This window comes from Arthrobacter sp. zg-Y769, from assembly GCF_020907405.1.
Taxonomy (GTDB): Bacteria; Actinomycetota; Actinomycetes; order Actinomycetales; family Micrococcaceae; genus Arthrobacter_B.
Genome location: NZ_JAJJOE010000004.1, coordinates 480,354 through 497,239 on the forward strand (window position 1 = coordinate 480,354; position 16,886 = coordinate 497,239).

The 16,886-nt window shown below is 67.3% G+C and carries 19 protein-coding genes; 9 read left to right on the forward strand and 10 right to left on the reverse strand.

Annotated features, from left to right (window positions below; translation table 11 throughout):
* Window positions 1-16: 16 nt before the first annotated feature.
* Together LOC60_RS04515 and LOC60_RS04520 are read left to right on the forward strand one after the other, a co-directional pair.
* Entirely contained in the window at window positions 17-265 is a 249-nt protein-coding gene (locus tag LOC60_RS04515; protein ID WP_230022623.1) for a hypothetical protein, read from the forward strand.
* Window positions 262-855, forward strand: coding sequence for a hypothetical protein (locus tag LOC60_RS04520; protein ID WP_230022626.1), 594 nt, complete (start codon window positions 262-264; stop codon window positions 853-855). The genes LOC60_RS04515 and LOC60_RS04520 overlap by 4 nt, the downstream gene beginning before the upstream one ends.
* Here LOC60_RS04520 and LOC60_RS04525 read toward each other — a convergent pair.
* Together LOC60_RS04525 and LOC60_RS04530 are read right to left on the reverse strand one after the other, a co-directional pair.
* On the reverse strand, window positions 842-1,687 hold the full coding sequence (locus tag LOC60_RS04525; RefSeq protein ID WP_230022628.1) for an aldo/keto reductase: 846 nt from the start codon (window positions 1,685-1,687) through the stop codon (window positions 842-844). The two genes, LOC60_RS04520 and LOC60_RS04525, sit on opposite strands and share 14 nt — an antisense overlap.
* An 18-nt stretch (window positions 1,688-1,705) precedes the next feature.
* Window positions 1,706-1,963 (reverse strand): hypothetical protein, encoded by a 258-nt coding sequence (locus tag LOC60_RS04530; RefSeq protein WP_230022630.1) that lies wholly within the window; start codon window positions 1,961-1,963, stop codon window positions 1,706-1,708.
* A 308-nt stretch (window positions 1,964-2,271) separates the two neighbouring features.
* Between LOC60_RS04530 and LOC60_RS04535 the strand changes: the two genes are divergently transcribed.
* On the forward strand, window positions 2,272-3,024 hold the full coding sequence (locus LOC60_RS04535) for a glucose 1-dehydrogenase (protein ID WP_230022632.1): 753 nt from the start codon (window positions 2,272-2,274) through the stop codon (window positions 3,022-3,024).
* Between the two features lie 57 nt (window positions 3,025-3,081).
* Here LOC60_RS04535 and LOC60_RS04540 read toward each other — a convergent pair whose 3' ends face one another.
* The gene (locus LOC60_RS04540; protein WP_230022634.1) at window positions 3,082-3,885 is read right to left on the reverse strand and encodes a MerR family transcriptional regulator; all 804 of its coding nucleotides are present in this window, start codon (window positions 3,883-3,885) and stop codon (window positions 3,082-3,084) included.
* A 207-nt stretch (window positions 3,886-4,092) separates the two neighbouring features.
* On the opposite strand from LOC60_RS04540, the gene LOC60_RS04545 reads away from it, so the two are divergent.
* A complete protein-coding gene (locus tag LOC60_RS04545) occupies window positions 4,093-4,821 on the forward strand; it encodes a GAF and ANTAR domain-containing protein (protein ID WP_230022636.1) in 729 nt (242 codons plus the stop codon).
* 42 nt (window positions 4,822-4,863) lie between these two features.
* Here LOC60_RS04545 and LOC60_RS04550 read toward each other — a convergent pair whose 3' ends face one another.
* From LOC60_RS04550 to LOC60_RS04560, 3 genes are all read right to left on the reverse strand, one after another.
* Window positions 4,864-5,991: a serine hydrolase domain-containing protein gene (locus tag LOC60_RS04550; RefSeq protein ID WP_230022638.1), complete on the reverse strand. Its 1,128-nt coding sequence runs from the start codon at window positions 5,989-5,991 to the stop codon at window positions 4,864-4,866.
* A gap of 93 nt (window positions 5,992-6,084) precedes the next feature.
* A complete protein-coding gene (locus LOC60_RS04555; protein WP_230022641.1) occupies window positions 6,085-6,651 on the reverse strand; it encodes a GNAT family N-acetyltransferase in 567 nt (188 codons plus the stop codon).
* Between the two features lie 56 nt (window positions 6,652-6,707).
* On the reverse strand, window positions 6,708-6,860 hold the full coding sequence (locus tag LOC60_RS04560; RefSeq protein WP_230022644.1) for a hypothetical protein: 153 nt from the start codon (window positions 6,858-6,860) through the stop codon (window positions 6,708-6,710).
* 82 nt (window positions 6,861-6,942) lie between these two features.
* On the opposite strand from LOC60_RS04560, the gene LOC60_RS04565 reads away from it, so the two are divergent.
* Entirely contained in the window at window positions 6,943-8,334 is a 1,392-nt protein-coding gene (locus LOC60_RS04565; protein ID WP_230022646.1) for an MBL fold metallo-hydrolase, read from the forward strand.
* Window positions 8,335-8,337: 3 nt separating this feature from the next.
* Here the strand turns inward: LOC60_RS04565 and LOC60_RS04570 are convergent, their stop codons facing one another.
* Window positions 8,338-8,595, reverse strand: coding sequence for a metal-sensitive transcriptional regulator (locus tag LOC60_RS04570; protein WP_230022649.1), 258 nt, complete (start codon window positions 8,593-8,595; stop codon window positions 8,338-8,340).
* A 90-nt stretch (window positions 8,596-8,685) separates the two neighbouring features.
* Between LOC60_RS04570 and LOC60_RS04575 the strand changes: the two genes are divergently transcribed.
* Together LOC60_RS04575 and LOC60_RS04580 are read left to right on the forward strand one after the other, a co-directional pair.
* Window positions 8,686-9,276: a rhodanese-like domain-containing protein gene (locus LOC60_RS04575; protein WP_230022651.1), complete on the forward strand. Its 591-nt coding sequence runs from the start codon at window positions 8,686-8,688 to the stop codon at window positions 9,274-9,276.
* Between the two features lie 64 nt (window positions 9,277-9,340).
* Window positions 9,341-10,096 carry a sulfite exporter TauE/SafE family protein gene (locus tag LOC60_RS04580; protein WP_230022654.1) on the forward strand — a complete coding sequence of 252 codons (756 nt, stop codon included), beginning with the start codon at window positions 9,341-9,343 and terminating at the stop codon, window positions 10,094-10,096.
* Window positions 10,097-10,267: 171 nt separating this feature from the next.
* Here LOC60_RS04580 and LOC60_RS04585 read toward each other — a convergent pair whose 3' ends face one another.
* Window positions 10,268-11,650, reverse strand: a complete 1,383-nt coding sequence (locus LOC60_RS04585; protein ID WP_230022657.1) for a DUF2254 domain-containing protein — start codon at window positions 11,648-11,650, stop codon at window positions 10,268-10,270.
* 214 nt (window positions 11,651-11,864) lie between these two features.
* Between LOC60_RS04585 and LOC60_RS04590 the strand changes: the two genes are divergently transcribed.
* Both LOC60_RS04590 and LOC60_RS16275 read left to right on the forward strand, forming a co-directional pair.
* Window positions 11,865-13,673: an MDR family MFS transporter gene (locus LOC60_RS04590; RefSeq protein WP_269440140.1), complete on the forward strand. Its 1,809-nt coding sequence runs from the start codon at window positions 11,865-11,867 to the stop codon at window positions 13,671-13,673.
* A gap of 1 nt (window position 13,674) precedes the next feature.
* Window positions 13,675-14,139, forward strand: coding sequence for a MarR family winged helix-turn-helix transcriptional regulator (locus LOC60_RS16275; protein WP_230022659.1), 465 nt, complete (start codon window positions 13,675-13,677; stop codon window positions 14,137-14,139).
* Here LOC60_RS16275 and LOC60_RS16280 read toward each other — a convergent pair.
* Together LOC60_RS16280 and LOC60_RS04605 are read right to left on the reverse strand one after the other, a co-directional pair.
* Window positions 14,123-15,760, reverse strand: a complete 1,638-nt coding sequence (locus LOC60_RS16280) for an ATP-binding protein (protein ID WP_230022669.1) — start codon at window positions 15,758-15,760, stop codon at window positions 14,123-14,125. The genes LOC60_RS16275 and LOC60_RS16280 overlap by 17 nt on opposite strands.
* Window positions 15,747-16,562 carry an alpha/beta fold hydrolase gene (locus tag LOC60_RS04605; RefSeq protein WP_230022672.1) on the reverse strand — a complete coding sequence of 272 codons (816 nt, stop codon included), beginning with the start codon at window positions 16,560-16,562 and terminating at the stop codon, window positions 15,747-15,749. The genes LOC60_RS16280 and LOC60_RS04605 overlap by 14 nt, the downstream gene beginning before the upstream one ends.
* Window positions 16,563-16,886 lie beyond the last annotated feature (324 nt).

Consider the following 16,886-nt stretch of genomic DNA (forward strand, 5'->3'; position numbering starts at 1 on the left):
AAGCTTTTATTGACACATGAGAACTCTCCGCATCGTCACCGCCGTCTACGCCGCACTGATGTTCCTGGGTGGGATCGCTCTATTTGCCACCTGGCTGCTGCTCGATCTGCACGGTTTCCCCAAGGGATTCTGCCAGGGCGGCGGCTTCGCCCTGATCGCGCTCAGCGTGTACCTTGCCGTCACGCAGGTCGTCCGGCGGGGAAACACGGACAGCAGCGGCACGGAGTACTGGCTGCCGAGCCGCGATACCGGGGAACAGCCGTGACGGATCGGACCGGCACAAGCCCCGGCGGGCCCGTCACCGACCTGCAGGAACAGATCGGGTCACTGATCCTCGGCGACTACGACGACGCCGGGACCCTCACCGAGGCGGACCACCTCGCCCTGGTGGCCCGGACGGGCGCCGCCGAGCAGGCCAGCCAGCAGCTGCAGCACCGGGCCGTCGCGGCGGCACGGAGCGCGGGAATCAGCTGGGCCGCGCTGGGCCGCGAGCTGGGGATGACCCGGCAGGCGGTGCAGCAGCGTTTCGGCGCGCGTCCGGAGGAGCCGGCCCCGGGTTCCCGCGAGCGCTGGCTCGGCCCGGTCACGGCCTTCGACGAAATGCCCGAGCTGGAACTCGCCGGGCGGCTGGGCTGGCGCACCATCGGCGTCGACATGCTCCGGCACCGCATGCTGCGGACGGACACCCAATGGGAACACCGCCGCGTGCTCTGGACCCGGCCGTCCTCCCACTACGAAACGGACGGCTGGCAGGTGGGCAGCCGGTCCTTTCCCTGGCTCTACCTCGTGCGGGACCTGAAGAAGGCGCCCGAAACCAAGCCGGGCGCGCGGGCGCCCGAACCTACTCCAAAGTGACCCCGCTCAGCCGGGCGACGGCTTCAGGGTCCCGATGGTCGAAGAACAGGGACTTCCCGGTGTCGAGGTCTGCGATAGAGGCCATTTCCTGGGGGCTGAGCTCGAAGTCGAACACATCGAAGTTCTCCGCCATCCGGTCCGGCCGGACCGATTTCGGGATCACCACCACCCCGCGCTGAATGAGCCAGCGCAGCACCACCTGGGGAATGGACTTCCCGTGGGCCTCGCCGACGGCCGAGAGCGTGGGATCCGAGAAGAGGTTGTTCTTCCCCTCCGCGAACGGCGCCCAGGACTCGTGCCGGACGCCGCGTTCGGTCATCAGCTGGTTCTCCACCGCCCGCTGGTAGAACGGGTTGGTTTCGATCTGGTTCACCGCGGGAACCACGTCGTTGTGCATGATCAGATCCAGCAGCCGGTCCGGCATGAAGTTCGAGACCCCGATGGCCCGGGCGGCGCCGTCACTGTAGAGCTGTTCCATCACCCGCCACTCGCCGTAGACGTCGCCGAAGGGCTGGTGGATCAGGTACAGGTCCACATACTCCATGCCCAGCTTCTGCAGCGAGGTCTCGAAGGCGCGCGTGGTGGTGGCCTCGCCGTTGTCCTGGATCCACAGCTTGGTGGTGATGAACAGTTCATTGCGCGCCAAACCGCTCTTCTGGACGGCGCGCCCCACGGCGTCTTCGTTTTGGTAGGCCGCGGCGGTATCCAGGGAGCGGTAGCCGGCGGCCAGGGCATTGGTCACGGCCTCTTCGGTCTGGTCCGGCGGGACCTGGTACACACCGAAGCCCAGGATCGGCATTTCGACGCCGTTGTTAAGCGTGACGTTCTCCATCGGTTTTCCTCTCTTTGGTCATCCGAAATCAGGACCGGGCATCGTCAGGATGTCCCCGCCGCGGGACTGGATCAGGCCGTAGCCTTCGGTGACGTGCAGGGTCTGCCCGACGGCGTGGACGTGCCAGGCGGTGCGGGCACCGGGGGCAAAATGCACGGCGTTGACCCGCATCCGGGACGGTGCCGGCTGCGGTGCCGCGATGACCTCGAACCAGACGTCGCCGGTGAACATGTGGGCCGGTCCCTTGGTGCTGGGCCTGCGCGGTTCCAGTTGCATGGCGTCTCCCTGGGGCCGACGGGTTCGGTGCGGCACCCGCGCGGATGCCGGGCGCGGCGCCTATTCGGATCCGCCGTCGACCCTTCGAGATTACAAGCGGTGAGCCGCAGGCGGGAGGGTCCCCGCGCGGACCCGGTCCCGGCCGGCGACATTATGTTCCGGCGGTTCCACGGCGCTATGACACTGCCCACACGGGGTGCTTACAACGGATTCTGGCGGATTCCGCCGCCGTACGATCGGAACGGGCCCCGCCCCACCCAGCGGGAACGTGCCGCGAAAACCGGCAATCCAAAACAGGAGATGCAACCGTGAGCGAACGACTCAAAGACAAAATAGCCCTGATTACCGGCGCAGCCAGCGGTATGGGTGCCTCCCATGCACGGGCCTTCGTGCGCGAAGGCGCCAAGGTAATGATCGCCGACATCAATGACGACGCCGGCGCTGCCCTGGCCGCGGAGCTGGGCGACGCCGCCCGCTACGTACATTTGAACGTCACCAGCGCGGAAGACTGGGCCGCCGCCGTGGCAGCCACCGTGGATGCCTTCGGCGGGCTCAACGTCCTGGTGAACAACGCCGGCATCCTCGACGGCGGCGCCATCGGCCAATACCCGGTGGAACGCTGGCAGCGGGTGCTGGACATCAACCTGACCGGCCCCTTCCTGGGCATCTCGGCGGCAGTCGAGGCACTGAAGGCCTCCGCTCCGGCGTCGGTCATCAACATCTCCTCCACCGCCGGGCTGGAGGGTATTGCCGGAATGCACGGCTACACGGCATCGAAGTTCGGCCTCCGGGGGCTGACGAAGTCCGTGGCATTGGAACTGGCAGCGGCCCACGTGCGGGTGAACTCGGTGCACCCCGGCTCTATTCAGACCCCGATGACCGCCGCGATGGGCCGGCAGAAGCCGATCGACTTCACCGAAACCACCCTCACGCGGCCGGCCGCGCCGGAGGAGGTCACCAGTGTTGTCCTGTTCCTGGCCAGTGATGAGTCCAGCTTCTCCACGGGCGCGGAGTTCGTGGTCGACGGCGGCATCACCGCCGGGAAGGTCTACAACGTCTAAGCCAGGTTGTTCCGCGGATCGGCACGCGGCGGCTGGTCCGCGGTGCCGGTCCGCGGCTTACGCCGGCTGGACGGGCTGCTGCAGCTCCGTGACCCAGTCCGCCTGGTCATCGGAGACCGCGCGGATGTACACCTCCCGGCACGGGCCCGAGAGAACAAAACCGCGGGCGATGGTCTCGGTGTGTACCGCCTGCCAGCTTTCCCCTATGCGGTCCATGCTGCCGAGGTGAACACCGCAGATGGCGGTCGGGGTGGACGGCAGGTCCACCACCTCCACGCCGTCGGGCGCTGCGGAAGAGGTGGCATACCCGGCAATGACGTGCATGCCGTTTTCGCTCATCTCGTACTGGGCGACCGGCTTATCCAGGGACGCGCCGGTGGGTGCCAGGGCCTCGGCGACGGCGTCGAACAACGGCCCGACGACGGCGGCGACTTCATGCTGTTCGGAGACGACGGCGGTGCGGGCGGCCAGACGGACCGCGGGTAGGGATTTCTGGACGATTTCTATCTTTGACATGGCCTTTTCCTTTTCAATGAGGTGGAGCCGCCGCTCCACGTCGAGGAGCCGGGCGGCCGCCGTCCGTTGTTCGCTCTCCACTTCGGCCCGCCGGATGCGAAGCATCCGGGCAATCCGGTCGGCGTCGACTCCGGCATCGAGAATGGAGGCAACTTCCTCCAGGCCGAAGCCGAGTTGGCGGAGGGCGACGATCCGGTGCAGCCGTTCCAGCTGGGAGGGATCGTAGGAGCGGTAGCCGCTGAACTCGTCCACGTGGGCCGGTACGAGCAGCCCGGCGGTGTCCCAGTGCCGCAGCATACGGTGGGTCACCTGGCCGATCTGCGCGAAGGCTCCGATGGTTAACATGTCTCAGTTCTCCCGCCTGCCACTGTGTCAGGGTCAAGTTTTCACGCCGGAATATTTTCCCGCTGCAGTCCGGCACCCATCGTAAGGTTTCTGCCCGGGCGGCGGACGGCCGTTCGGCTAGACGGCGCCGTCCCTCACACCCCGGGGCGTACTCCCGGCCCAGACCCGCACCGTGGGACGGAGAAGTGCTTTGGGTAAGCTGGTGCAATGACTGCCCTCACTCGTGGAACCTCAGTTGCGGCACAGCTCCAGCAACTCATTCTCGACAACCCGGGCATGGAACTTTTCCTGCAGGCTTTCGCCGGGCAGGCAGCCGAACTTTTCAGTGATCCCGACCAGTTGCTCTGCAGCATCACCCTGAAGCGGGACAAAAAAGCCCAGACCGTGGCCAGCAGCAGCCCGCAGGCCAATGAGCTCGATGAACTCCAGTACGGCTATGGCGACGGGCCGTGCCTGTACGCAGCGGAGAGTGGAGAGACGACGGTGGTGCCGGATACCCGCACGGGTTCCCGCTGGATCGAGTATTTCGAGGCCATCCACGCCCGGGGCTGTCAGTCCATGCTCGCCGTACCGCTGCTCATTGGCGACGACGGCGGCGCGGCCCTGAACCTCTACGGCAAGAGCACCGGCATCTTCACCGACGGTTTCGTGACGGCGGCCCAGGAATATGCCATGGAAGCGGCCGTGACGCTGCAGGTTGCCGTTCAGATCGCCAACCACATGGACGTCAGCGACGATCTGCGCAAGGCAATGGAATCCCGCACGGCCATCGACGTCGCCGTCGGTATCGTGGCCGGCCAGAACCGCTGCAGCCAGGAGGAGGCCTTCGGCATTCTCCGCCGGGCGTCCAGCCACCAGAACATCAAGCTCCGCACCCTGGCTGAACGGCTGGTCGAATCGGTGACCGCAGCCAAAGTGGCAACCCACTTCGCCTAAAGAGACGGCTTCGGCGCTGCAGGCGCCGTCGTCGCTCAGCGGCTACAGACTCCCCCGCAGCTCCCCGAACGGCTCCCAGAAAAAGTCGAAGTGCTCCTGCGGGCTGCCCAGGAACCGCTGGGTGAAGACGACGCCGATGTCCCCGCCCGGATAGACCGCGGCGCTGGTTCCGGACCCGCCGGCCCAGCCCCACATGCCGGGCTCGGACCACGGCTGGCCAAGGCCGGTCTGCACCGCGGTCATAAAGCCCCAGGACTCCTCCGGGCCGGCCATTTCGGCCATACCCACCTGCTGCGGAGAGGTCAACTGGTCCACGGTCATCTGATGCCGCAGTTCGGCGGGCAGCACCGTGTCATCCGCCAGTCCGGCAAGGAAGCGCAGGAAGTCCGGCACGGTGGAGACCATGCCGCCGCCCAGGGAGGCAAACTTCGGCGGGCACGCCAGCGCATCCCGGTAGGAGACCGCTTCGAACAGCCCGCCGTCGTCGTTGGCCGCATACACTCCCGGGAACTGTTCGGTTCCGGTGGGGAAGCCGGTGCCGGTGAGCCCGAACGGGACGCTGATCCGGTCCTGCACCAACTGGCCCAGGGGTGTGACGGCGGCGGCGGCAAGCAGGACCGAGAGTACGTCCGCGCTGGCGTGGTACATCCAGCGCTCCCCCGGCTGATAGGCCAGCGGCAGGCTGCCGAGCCGCGTGAGGTACTCCTCGGGGGTCATGTCCGGAGGATTGGGGCCCCAAAGGAAATCCTGGGTTGCCGCCACATACGGGGTCGGGTCAAAGTCGATACCCAGTCCTGCAGTGAAAGTCAGCAGGTGGCGCACGGTGACGGGACCGCGGGCCGGGACCGTCAGGGTCAGCGGGGCGTCCGGGGTGGCCAGGACCCGCAGGTTGGCGAGCGCGGGCAGCCAACGGCCGACTTCGTCGTCCAAACCTATCGTCCCGTCCGCCACTAGGCTCATGGCCAGGGCTCCGCCGACCAGCTTGCTCAGCGAGGAGATCCGGAACGGCGTGTCCTCGCTCATCGGCCCGGACTGCTCCAGGTCCAGGGCGCCGGTGGCGAAGATTTCGGTCTGCCCGTTGACCCGGACGCCGGCCACCAGCCCCGGGCACCAGCCCGATTGGACGGTCTCGGTCAGCCTGTCCCAGAGGGGTGCGGCGATGCCTGGCATGCCTCAACTGTCCGCTTGCCCCGGGGACAGAGTCAACGGACAAGGGGTCAGCGTGCACGGAAGCGGACGATTGCGCACCGCCCCGGCCGCCAACTACCCCTTGTGTTCCCGCACGGCAGCATAAATAAGCAGGTCCCGGCGCTGCCCGGAAATCTCCATATAGCTGCGCAGCAGTCCCTCCCGCTCGAAGCCGGCAAGTTCGGCCGACCGGATCGATGCGGCGTTCCACGGCTCGATGTACGCTTCCACGCGGTGCAGTTCCGGAATGCTCCAGGCGAAATCCAGCAGTGCCCGCAGGGCGTGGGCGGCAAACCGGTGGCCCCGGGCGGTCGGCATGATGCCGTAGCCGGCCTGGGCACGGCCGTGCTGCAGCTCCCACCCCCAGAGTCCAATCTGCCCCACGCACCGGTCGGTTTCGGCGTCCGCGACGGCAAAGGAAAAGCCTGTTCCCGCGGTGTGCCGCTGCCGCTGCTGTTCCAGCCACTCCAAGGCCTGCCCGTGGGTTGCCCGCGCCGGAAGGGTTCCCACCGTGGGGACGTACTTGTCCTGGGCCAGGTCCATGGCCATCCCGACGTCGGTGTCCCGGAACGCGCGCAGCCTCACGTTGGCATACTGCGGCTCGACCGAAGGCCATGCGGGGATGCCCGTACTGGTTTCCATGGCGACAGCCTGCCACAGCCATGCTTCCGCTGACCGGAGGCACGGCTCGCCGCGGACTAATCCAGCACGGCAGTGGCTTCAATTTCCACGAGGACCCCGGGTTCGTAGAGCTGCACCACCTCGATCAGCGGGGCCGGCGGAAGCGGCGTCGGCAACCCGATCTCCCCAGCCACCGCCTGGGTCCCGGTCCGTTTATATCGTGCGGTCAAGTTTGCGCTATACCCCCATGGGTATTACGGTGGCTGTGAACCTATACCCCTAGGGGTATCAGATAGACACTCAAGGAGACCCATGCTGCTCGAGCGCATCTACGACGAGGACCTGGCCCAGGCCAGCTACCTCATCGGCTGCCAGCGCACCGGCGAGGCCGTGGTGGTGGACGCCCGCCGCGACATCAGCACCTACCTGCGACTCGCGGCCGCGAACGGCCTGCGTATTGCCGCTGTCACCGAAACGCACATTCACGCCGATTACCTCTCCGGCACGCGCGAGCTGGCCGCCGCCACCGGTGCCGAGATGTACGTTTCGGGTGAGGGCGGCAGGGACTGGCAGTACCGGTTCGAGGCCGCCCGCCTGCACGACGGCGACACGATCCGCCTCGGCAACGTCACCCTCAAGGCGCTGCACACCCCGGGCCACACCCCCGAACACCTCTCCTTCCTGGTGACCGACGGCGCCTTTGCCGACACACCCGGCTACCTGCTCTCCGGCGACTTCGTGTTTTCCGGGGACCTGGGCCGGCCCGACCTGCTGGACGAGGCAGCCGGCGGCGTCGACACCCGCTTCGAAGGTGCCCGGCAGATCTTCCGCAGCCTGCAGGAGAAGTTCCTTTCCCTGCCGGACCACGTCCAGGTCTACCCCGGCCACGGCTCGGGCAGCGCCTGCGGCAAGGCGCTGGGCGCGCTGCCCTCCACCACCGTGGGCTACGAACGCCTCTATGCCTGGTGGGGCAAGCACCTCGCCGCCGGCGATGAACAGGGCTTCGTGGACGAACTGCTCGACGGCCAGCCCGACGCGCATGCCTACTTCGGCCGGATGAAGCGCGAAAACCGGCAGGGACCGGCGGTGATGGGCGACCGCGCCCCGCTGCCGGGACTTGCCGCCGACGACGTCGCACGCCGCCTCGCGCAGGACACCGCCACGTTCGTGGACACCCGTCCGCACACGGAGGTGCATTGGGGCACCGTGGCCGGGGCGCTGAACATCCCGGCCGGCAAGAAGACCGCCAGCTTCGGCGCGTGGGCCGTTGATCCCGAAACCGACGAGCGCCCGCTGGTGCTGCTCGCATCCGACCAGGACGCCGCGCAGGAAATGTGGGACCAGCTGGTCCGCGTCGGCGTCGACCGGGTGGCCGGCTACATCACCAGCCTGGACGGTCTTCCGCAGACCACGCCGCGGCTGATCCAGCCGGAGGAACTGGAAGGGTTCGACGCCGCCCTGGTCCTGGACGTCCGCAACCGCACCGAGCACTCGGCCGGGCACATCCCCGGCTCCCGGCAGCTCAGCGCCGGCCGGGTGCTGTGGAACCTGGACCAGCTGCCCGCCGAGGGGACCATCGTGACGTACTGCCAGAGCGGTGTGCGGAACTCCGTGGCCGCCAGTACCCTGCGCCGTGCCGGATACGACGTCCTCGAACTGGACGGCAGCTACGCCGGCTGGATCCGCTCAGACCGGAGCGCTTAGCGCTTAGGCCAGTGACAGGAAGAGCTTTTCCAGGTCTTTCTTGTCCATCGTGCCGTCTTCGCTCCTCAGGCACTGTTCCAGCCCGGCCGCGATGATCGCGAACCCCGCCTTGTCCAGGGCCTTCGAGACGGCGGCGAGCTGCGTGACGATATCCTTGCAGTCCCGCCCCTCCTCGAGCATCCGGGTGACGGCGGCCAACTGGCCCTGGGCCCGCTTGAGCCGGTTGACGACGGGCGCGAGTTCGCTGTTGTCGAGCTGCATGGACTCTCCTCCAATGGATCTTTCCAGCAGTATACCCCCCGGGGTTTACCCCCCCCCCTTCCAGTTTCCACCCTCCAGAAATGAGCCCTCATGTCTTCCTCCACCTCCGCCACCACCGCGCTTGACGCCGCCACCCTGCAGAACTGGATGACCCGGCACGAGGACCTCGTAATCCTCGATGTCCGCTCCGCCGCCGAGTTCGAGAGCATGCACATTCCCGGCTCCTACAACGTGCCGCTGCCGCTGCTGGCCGAACACGCAGACGAAGTGGCCGAGCGTCTGGGCAGCCGCGTGGTGCTGGCCTGCCAGTCCGGCGTCCGCGCCGAACAGGCCCGCGGGCGCCTCGCCGGTGCCGGCATCAACTCCGCCCAGGTCCTCACCGGCGGTGTGCCCGGTTTCGCGGCGGCCGGCGGCGACGTCGTCCGCGGCGCGCAGCGCTGGTCGATGGAACGCCAGGTCCGGATGGCCGCAGGCTCCCTGGTGATCGCCGGCCTCGCCGGCGGCCGGTTTGTTTCCCCCAAGCTGCGCCTGCTCGCCGGGGGCATCGGTGCGGGGCTGACGTTCTCCGCTGCAACCAACACCTGCGCCATGGGCCAGGCCCTGTCGAAGATGCCGTGGAATAAGGCTGCCTCCGAACCCACCGCGCAGTCGGCCATCAGCCAGTTGCCCGCCGTCCGCTAAGCGCCGCCACTCGGCGCTCCAGCCGCCGTCCGGCACGCAGCCAGCACCACCAAGGACACCATCCATGACCGTTACCCTCGCCGCGACCCTGCTGCTTTCAGTGCTGATCGGGCTTTCGCTCGGCCTGCTCGGCGGCGGCGGTTCCATCCTCACCGTTCCGATCCTGACCTACGTTGCCGGACTCAGCTCCCGGGAAGCCATCGCCGCTTCACTGTTCGTGGTGGGCGCGACGTCGGCCGTCAGTGCCGTCGGACACGCACGCAGGGGCCGGGTGAAGTGGCGCACCGGGCTGCTTTTCGGGGCCGCCGGCATGGCCGGGGCATTTGCCGGCGGACTGCTCGGCGGGCACATTCCGGGGACGGTGCTGATGGTCGCTTTCGCCCTGATGATGATTGCCACCTCGGCGGCCATGATCCGCGGGCGCAAGAGCGGTGCCGCCGCGCCCTCCACCCAGGAGCTCCCGGTGGGGAAGGTTATTGGCGAAGGCCTGATAGTCGGCCTGGTGACCGGGCTGGTGGGAGCCGGCGGCGGGTTCCTGGTGGTCCCGGCGCTGGCCCTGCTGGGCGGGCTCTCCATGCCCGTGGCGGTGGGAACCTCGCTGGTGGTCATTGCCATGAAGTCCTTCGCCGGACTGGCCGGCTACCTCACCACGGTGTCGCTGGACTGGACCCTGGTGGGCGGCGTCACCGCCGCGGCCATGGTCGGGTCGCTGCTCGGCGCCCGCCTGGTGGGCCGGATTCCGGAGGCGGCGCTGCGCCGGGGCTTCGGGTTCTTCGTGCTGGTGATGGGTATTTTCGTGCTGGCCATGGAGCTGCTGTAACAGGCACATCCATCTTTGCTGACAGGTCCCAGGTGAACGGGTGAGCAGATAACGGGCTTATCCCCGCGGAATTACCCCGTTATCTGCTCACTAGATACCGTGTCCTGCAGCAATGCGCGACGACGGGGAGCTCCGCGCCAGGCCGCCCTGCGGCACCCCGGGATTCGTCCCCTAAACCGACCGGGTCTCGCCCGCCCGGTCCGCAAAGGCGGACTCCAGGTCCCCGGCCAGGGCTTCCTCCACCCGTCGGGCCATGTCGCGGACTTCCTGTCTGTCAGCCACCGCCAAATCCCGTGCCGTGTTCTCCAGCACCAGTGAGGACTGCCGGCGGATCTCCTCGCGCTGGTCATCATTGACCGCATTGGCTGCGCAGTCACGCAGCAGGCGCTGCACGGCGGTGAGCACAATCGGCTCCGAATGGGCGAAGCGGCGGACCGGCCCGCAGACCAGGTCCATGAAATACCGGTAGTCGCGGCCCACGGTGACCAGGCGCAGTACGCCGTCGCTGTCCTTTTCTCCCTCCGGGCCCAGCCGCCGGCGCGAGATATCCACCAGGAGGTCCGCGCAGTAGCCCAGGGCGTGCGCGGCGGTGATCGGATCGTTGATGCTCGGGGAAGTAGCCTTCACGGCGATGTCCGTCAGCTGGCGCAGCCCCAGCGCGGCATCCTGCTCCGGAGTGCGTTCGTAGCCGATCTCCAGGGCTTCCGCCAAGGCGGCCCGCACGGCACCCGGCGGCACCGGGACGCCGTCGTCGCTCCAGGCCCTCGCCACGGGCGTTCCGATGGTGACGTGGTCACCCGGCTGCACCTCGATCCGCAGAGTCAGCCCGTGGCGCTGCAGCACCTGGACCAGGGGCTTTGCGTGCACTGCCTGCACGATCCCGCTGCTCCCGGCCGGAACCGGAGTGCCGCCGTCGGGCACGGGAAAGTCCTGCACCTCGCCGGTTTCGGACTCCGGATAGGTGTCGCGCAGCACGGCCAGGCAGCCCTGGTGCGCGTTGAGCATCATGGTGTCCACCCGCAGGGACCGGGTGATGTGCCCAATAAACAGCAGCAGCACCACACCGCTGGCAATTCCCAGTATGTAGACCAGCCCCACCACCAGCACGGGGACGGGCCGGTCCGCGTCCATGCCGTGCAGGCCGGTGATGGAGACCATGAAGGTCCCCATCAGCACACCCAAAATGGCCTGGGTGCGGGAATCCCGGGCGAACTCACGCAGCAGGCGGGGCGAAAACTGCTGCGAGGCCAGCTGGAGGGCCACCACGGTCAGCGAGAAGGTCACGGTGGCGGCGGTCATAACGCTGGTGGCCACGGTCTGCAGCAGGCTGCTCGCCGCGTCGACGCCGGTAGGCCAGATCCAGCGCGCCCACGCGGCGTCGTCCCCCGGGCGGACCCGCAGCAGCAGCAGGGTCAGCAGCACCGCTGCAAGCGAGGCGCAGGTGGGCCAGAACCAGAGTGAGGCCCTCAGCGCGTCCCGGGACACCCGGATCCGCGGCTCCGGACCGGGATGACGCGGCGTGAAGGTGGACGAACCATGGTCGGTATTGCTCATCGGCGCCCCTTGGGAAGTGGAATCTCAACCACCTTTCATTGTGCCCCGGGTTCGCCGTTGCTCGCTCCCGATCGGGAGGCTGGAAGAGGACCTCGTCACCTTTCCCCATGAGATCGGTCACCAGGGGGCGCATATGGTCAGGACGGCAAAAAGCCCGGACGTAACGTTGATTTAAATCAACTTTTGACCATTGTTTCGGCCTTTTGGAGTACGCATGTCCGTTTCCCCTGCCCGGCAGGGCGCTTTCCCCGCAACCCGAGCGGAGGCGCGGGCGGAGGCAAAACGAAAGCACCGCGCCGTCCTCCAGGCCCTGACCGGCCTGTTGCTGGGCATGTTCGTCTCCATGCTGGCCAACACGGTGGTGAGCACCTCGCTGCCGGTGATCATTTCGGACCTCGACGGCGACCAGGCCGCCTTCACCTGGGTGGTCACCGCCACCCTGCTGGCCACCGCGGTCTCGACCCCGGTCTGGGGCAAGCTCGCTGACCTGCTCAACCGCAAGGTCCTGATCCAGCTGGCCCTGATCATCTTTATTGTCGCCAGTGCCGCAGCAGGTTTCGCGCAGAACACCGACTGGCTCATTGCCATGCGCGTGATCCAGGGCATCGGCGCCGGCGGCCTCGGGGCGCTGACCCAGATCGTGATGGCGGACATTGTTTCCCCGCGGGAGCGCGGCCGCTACATGGGCCTGTTCGGTGCCGTGATGGCCCTGTCCACCGTGGGCGGGCCGCTGATCGGCGGTGTCATCACGGACACCGTGAACTGGCGCTGGAACTTCTACGTGGCGGTGCCGCTGGCCGCCGTCGCACTGGTAATGATCCAGAAGACCCTGCACCTGCCCCCGCTGAAGAAGCGAAAGGTGCAGATCGACTACGCCGGCATCGTGCTGCTTTCGGCGTCCGTGTCCTGCCTGCTCATCTGGGTCTCCCTGGTGGGCAATGACTTCGGCTGGGCCAGTGCCGCCACCGCATGGATGGTGGGCGGCTCCCTGCTGGGCCTCGCCGCGTTCGTGGCCGTGGAGCGATCAGCAGCGGAGCCGCTGATTCCGCTGAGCCTGTTCCGCAACCGGACCTTCACCTTCTCGGTGATCGGATCGCTCGCCGTCGGCGTCGCCATGTTCGGCACCACCGTCTTCCTGTCCCAGTACATGCAGCTGGCACGCGGCGCCTCCGCGACCATGTCCGGGCTGATGACCATTCCAATGATGGCGGGCCTCCTGATCATCTCCACACTGGTGGGCCGGATGATCACCAAGACCGGCAAGTGGAAGGCCTACGTGGTGGTCGGGTCGGTACTGCTCACCGCCGGGCTGGTCCTGATGGGCACCATCGAATACGACACCGATTTCTGGCTGGTCTCCCTGTACATGTTCCTGCTGGGCGCCGGCGTGGGCATGGTGATGCAGAACCTGGTGCTCGTGGTGCAGAACGACGTTCCCACCCGGGACCTCGGCGTCGCCAGCTCCAGCATCAACTTCTTCCGCACCATCGGCGGCACCGTCGGGGTTTCCGCGCTGGGCGCCGTGCTGGCGACCCAGGTGGCCGACCGGCTGGCCGAGAAGCAGGGCGAGCTGACGGCCGCCATCGGCGCGCTCGGCGAGGAGGGCAAGGCGGTGGCCGCTTCCCTGGGTTCCGGCAGCATCCCGGATGTGAATTCCCTGCCCGAGTCGGTGCGCCTCATCGTGGAATCGGTGTACGGCTCCTCCGTGGCGCACATCTTCATGATCGCCGCTCCGCTGGGCGTCCTGACCCTGTTGGCTGTGCTCTTCCTGCCAAACCTGCCGCTGGGCAGCCTGACCCGGCACGAGAAGATGCAGGCCGAAGCCGAGGCCGCAGCCTCCGCGGCAGGGAACACTGCCGGGACGGTAGCCGCCGTGTCCGAAGAGGCCGCCGGCCAGAACCCGGACGTCCCTGCCGGAGAGGACGTTCCTGCCGGAGAGGACGTTCCTGCCGGAGAGGACGTTCCGTCCGACCCGGACGTCCCTTCCGGAAAGGATGCTCCTTCCGGAAAGAACAACGGTTAGGGTGACGACGCCGGCAGCCGGGGACGCTGGGAGCATCACCTTCGAGTCCTCGGTCCTGGAGGTGGAACGCCAGTTCTCGGTCATGCTTGCCGCCGCGCGGCGGACCTTCAAGGATGCAGCCGCGGCCGTCCATCCAAGCCTGCAGCCGCTGGGGTACACGGTCCTGATGACCCTGTACCCCGGCGGGGAGCGCCAGCAGGGCAGCGTGGCCGAAGCCCTTCAGGTGGACAAGGCGCTGCTCAGCCGGACCGTGTCCCAGCTGGAGACGCTGGGCCTGGTGGTCCGTCGGGCCGATCCCTCCGACGGACGGGCCCAGCTGTTGGACCTGACCGCCGAGGGCCGGGTCCGCTTCGAAGGCGTGCACACCGCGAAACAATCCCCGCTGCGGGACAGGCTGCGGGACTGGAGTCCGGCCGAACTGCGGAACCTTTCGGACCTGCTGCACAAGCTCACCGAGCGGGACTGATCCCGGCTGCTGTCCCGGGGACCTTCGGCAGGGACACCGTAAACTCGCTTCCCTGCCCCGGGCTGCTGACGAAGCTCAGCTCTCCCCCGTGCGATTCCACAATATTCTTGGTGATCACCAGGCCCAGCCCGACGCCGGGCACGGCCGAGGCCACGGCACGGCGGGACCTGAAGAACTTGGTGAACACCTTTTCCTGTTCGGCCTCGCTCATTCCGATCCCGGTGTCAGTCACCTGGAGACGGATCGACTGCTCGTCCTGCCAGAGCCGAACAGTCACCGTTCCCCCGCCGGGCGAGTACTTCACGGCGTTGGACAGCAGATTATCGACCACCTGCGCCAGGCGCTGGGGATCAACGTCCGCCGTCAGGGAGGCCGGAATCTCCGTCACCAGGTCCACCCGTCCCGCACCGGCCTTCGGGGATACCGACACCACGCCTGCCCGCACAATGTCGGCCAGATCCGCCGGGCGGCGGTCCATTTTGGTGGCTCCGGAGGCAACGGACAGCAGATCGGAAACCAGCGCCAGCAGCCGTTCTGAGTTGCGCAGCGCTACCTGCAGCGCCACCGTCACCTGCGGAGGCAACCCTTCCTCATCCAGCGCGAGGTCGAGGTAGCCCATGATCGAGGTCAGGGGGGTCCGCAGTTCATGCGACACACTCGCCACGAACTCCTCCTGTGCCGCCACCGCCCGGACCAGCCTGCTGACATCGCTGAAGGCAAGGACGGATCCGGAGAAGGATCCCTCGGTTTTGATGGGCCGCGCCGACACATTGAGGGCCATCTCGTGCTCACCGGCACCGAACCACACCAGCTGATCCGAGAAGGACTCGCCGGAGGCGGCTCGCCGAGCAGGGCTGTCGGCGGGCTCGATGGGAGTGACCCGGTCCGGCCCGAAAATGGTTTGTCCTTTTGCCGTGATGGGAATGTCTCCCATTGCGCGGCGCCAGTTGGAATGCAGATGGGCGTTGGTGAGCAGGGTGTTCCCTTCCTGGTCCACCACAAGCAGTCCGACGTCGACGGCGTCCAGTATGGATTCCAGCAGGGCCTCCCGTTCCCTGCTTTCCAGAAGGTTCGCCTGCAGGACACGGTCCTTCTCCTCGAGTGCCTTCTGCTTTTGCCGGATTTCCTCCTCGGCTGCGGCCCGTGCTGCTTCCGCCGCCTCGGCTTTCCGCAGCGCAGCCACCAGCTCCCGCTCGTAGAGCCGGCGTTCGGAGGCGTTGAAGACGGCAATCCGGTCCAGGCCGGTGCCGTGCCCGCCGTCGTCGTCGTCTTCGGAGCGCACACCTGAGAGCAGGACCGGGATGCGCTCCCCGTCCGCAGACACCAGGTCCGCCGCCATTTCGTTGAAGCACCCGGACACTGCGAGCTGCGGTACGGCGTAGGAAGCGAAGAGCACCTGGTCGGCCAGCGGCATCAGGTCAAGGATGTTGCCGCCGAGCAGTCCGTCCCGGGAGCGCCCGGTCCAGGAGGCCAGTGTCTGGTTGACATCGAGGATCGTACCGTCCGTGGTGAGGACGAGATATCCGGAGGCCGCCGCATGGAAGTGTTCCTCGTAGTCCGTGCCCTCGGCGGGGTCGGTACCTTCCTGGCCCTTGTGCCGGTTGCCGTCAGTGCTGGGCACGGGTACCTGCCTCCAGGTACTCCAGAATGGCCCCCGCCGTTTCCCGGGGAGAGCTAAGGTGCGGCATGTTCCCGCGTGCTTTCAGGTCCACACGCGTGCTTTGGGGCAGGTGGGTATGCAGGAACAACGACGCCGGTTCCGGGGTCAGCGGGTCGCCCCGGGACTGCAGGATCAGGGTCGGAACAAGCACCTGGGGCAGCAGCTGCCGGACATCCGCGGCGAACGACATCTCCAGGAAGCCCCGGACGTACTCCGGACGCAACCGGCACATGTTCTCCGCCAGTTCGTCACTGACCACGGAGCCGGGGTCCTCGCCTGCTATTGCCGGCGCCATCGCCCGTGCCCATAGCGGGTAGTTGGTCTCCACCGTATTCAGGACATCCTCGATGTCCTCCGGCTGGAGCCCGCCGGAATATCCCTCGTCGCTGACGTAGCAAGGCGAGGCGCAGAGCAGGACAAGACGCGTAATCCTCGGGCTCCGCGTTGCGGCCGCCAGCGCCATCGTGCCGGCGATGCTGTGCCCGAGGACCGTGGCGTCGTGCAGGTCCAGCACGTCAATGATTTCGTTCAGGTCTGCCAGAAAAGCGTCGAAGTCAGCATATTTGGCGTCGTCGTAAGCCTCCGGATCAGCGCCTCCGGTTCCAACATGATCGAACAGGACCACTTTGTAGGCGTCCGTGAAGAACGGCAGAATCCGGTTCCAGATCACCTGGTCGCAGCCAAAGCCCTGTGCCAAAAGCAGCACGGGACCGTCCGTACGTCCCAGAACCCGGACATTGTTGCGCTGGATTACTGCCTGCACATTCATCCTGCACCTGCTTTCGGTTGGTCCATTCGAGGTGTGCTGAGAGCACGTGGGGAATTTCTTTTGTTTTTGCCCGGCAACGGACTGCTGCCCGCTGCCGACACTGCTGGCGGGGGGGCTCTGCGGACGGAAAGGAAACTCCGGGCACCCGCGGGGATTGCAACGCGCTGCCGGGGTGGTACGCCGGCCACTGACGGCCCTGCGCCGGCGTCCTAGAAGGACCGGGCGGATTCTTCCGCGGGCGGCGGGGAACTGACTTCGGGCCCTGCCGGGGCTGCAAAGGCACCCCGGGTATGGGACTTACCGGTCGTTTTACACATG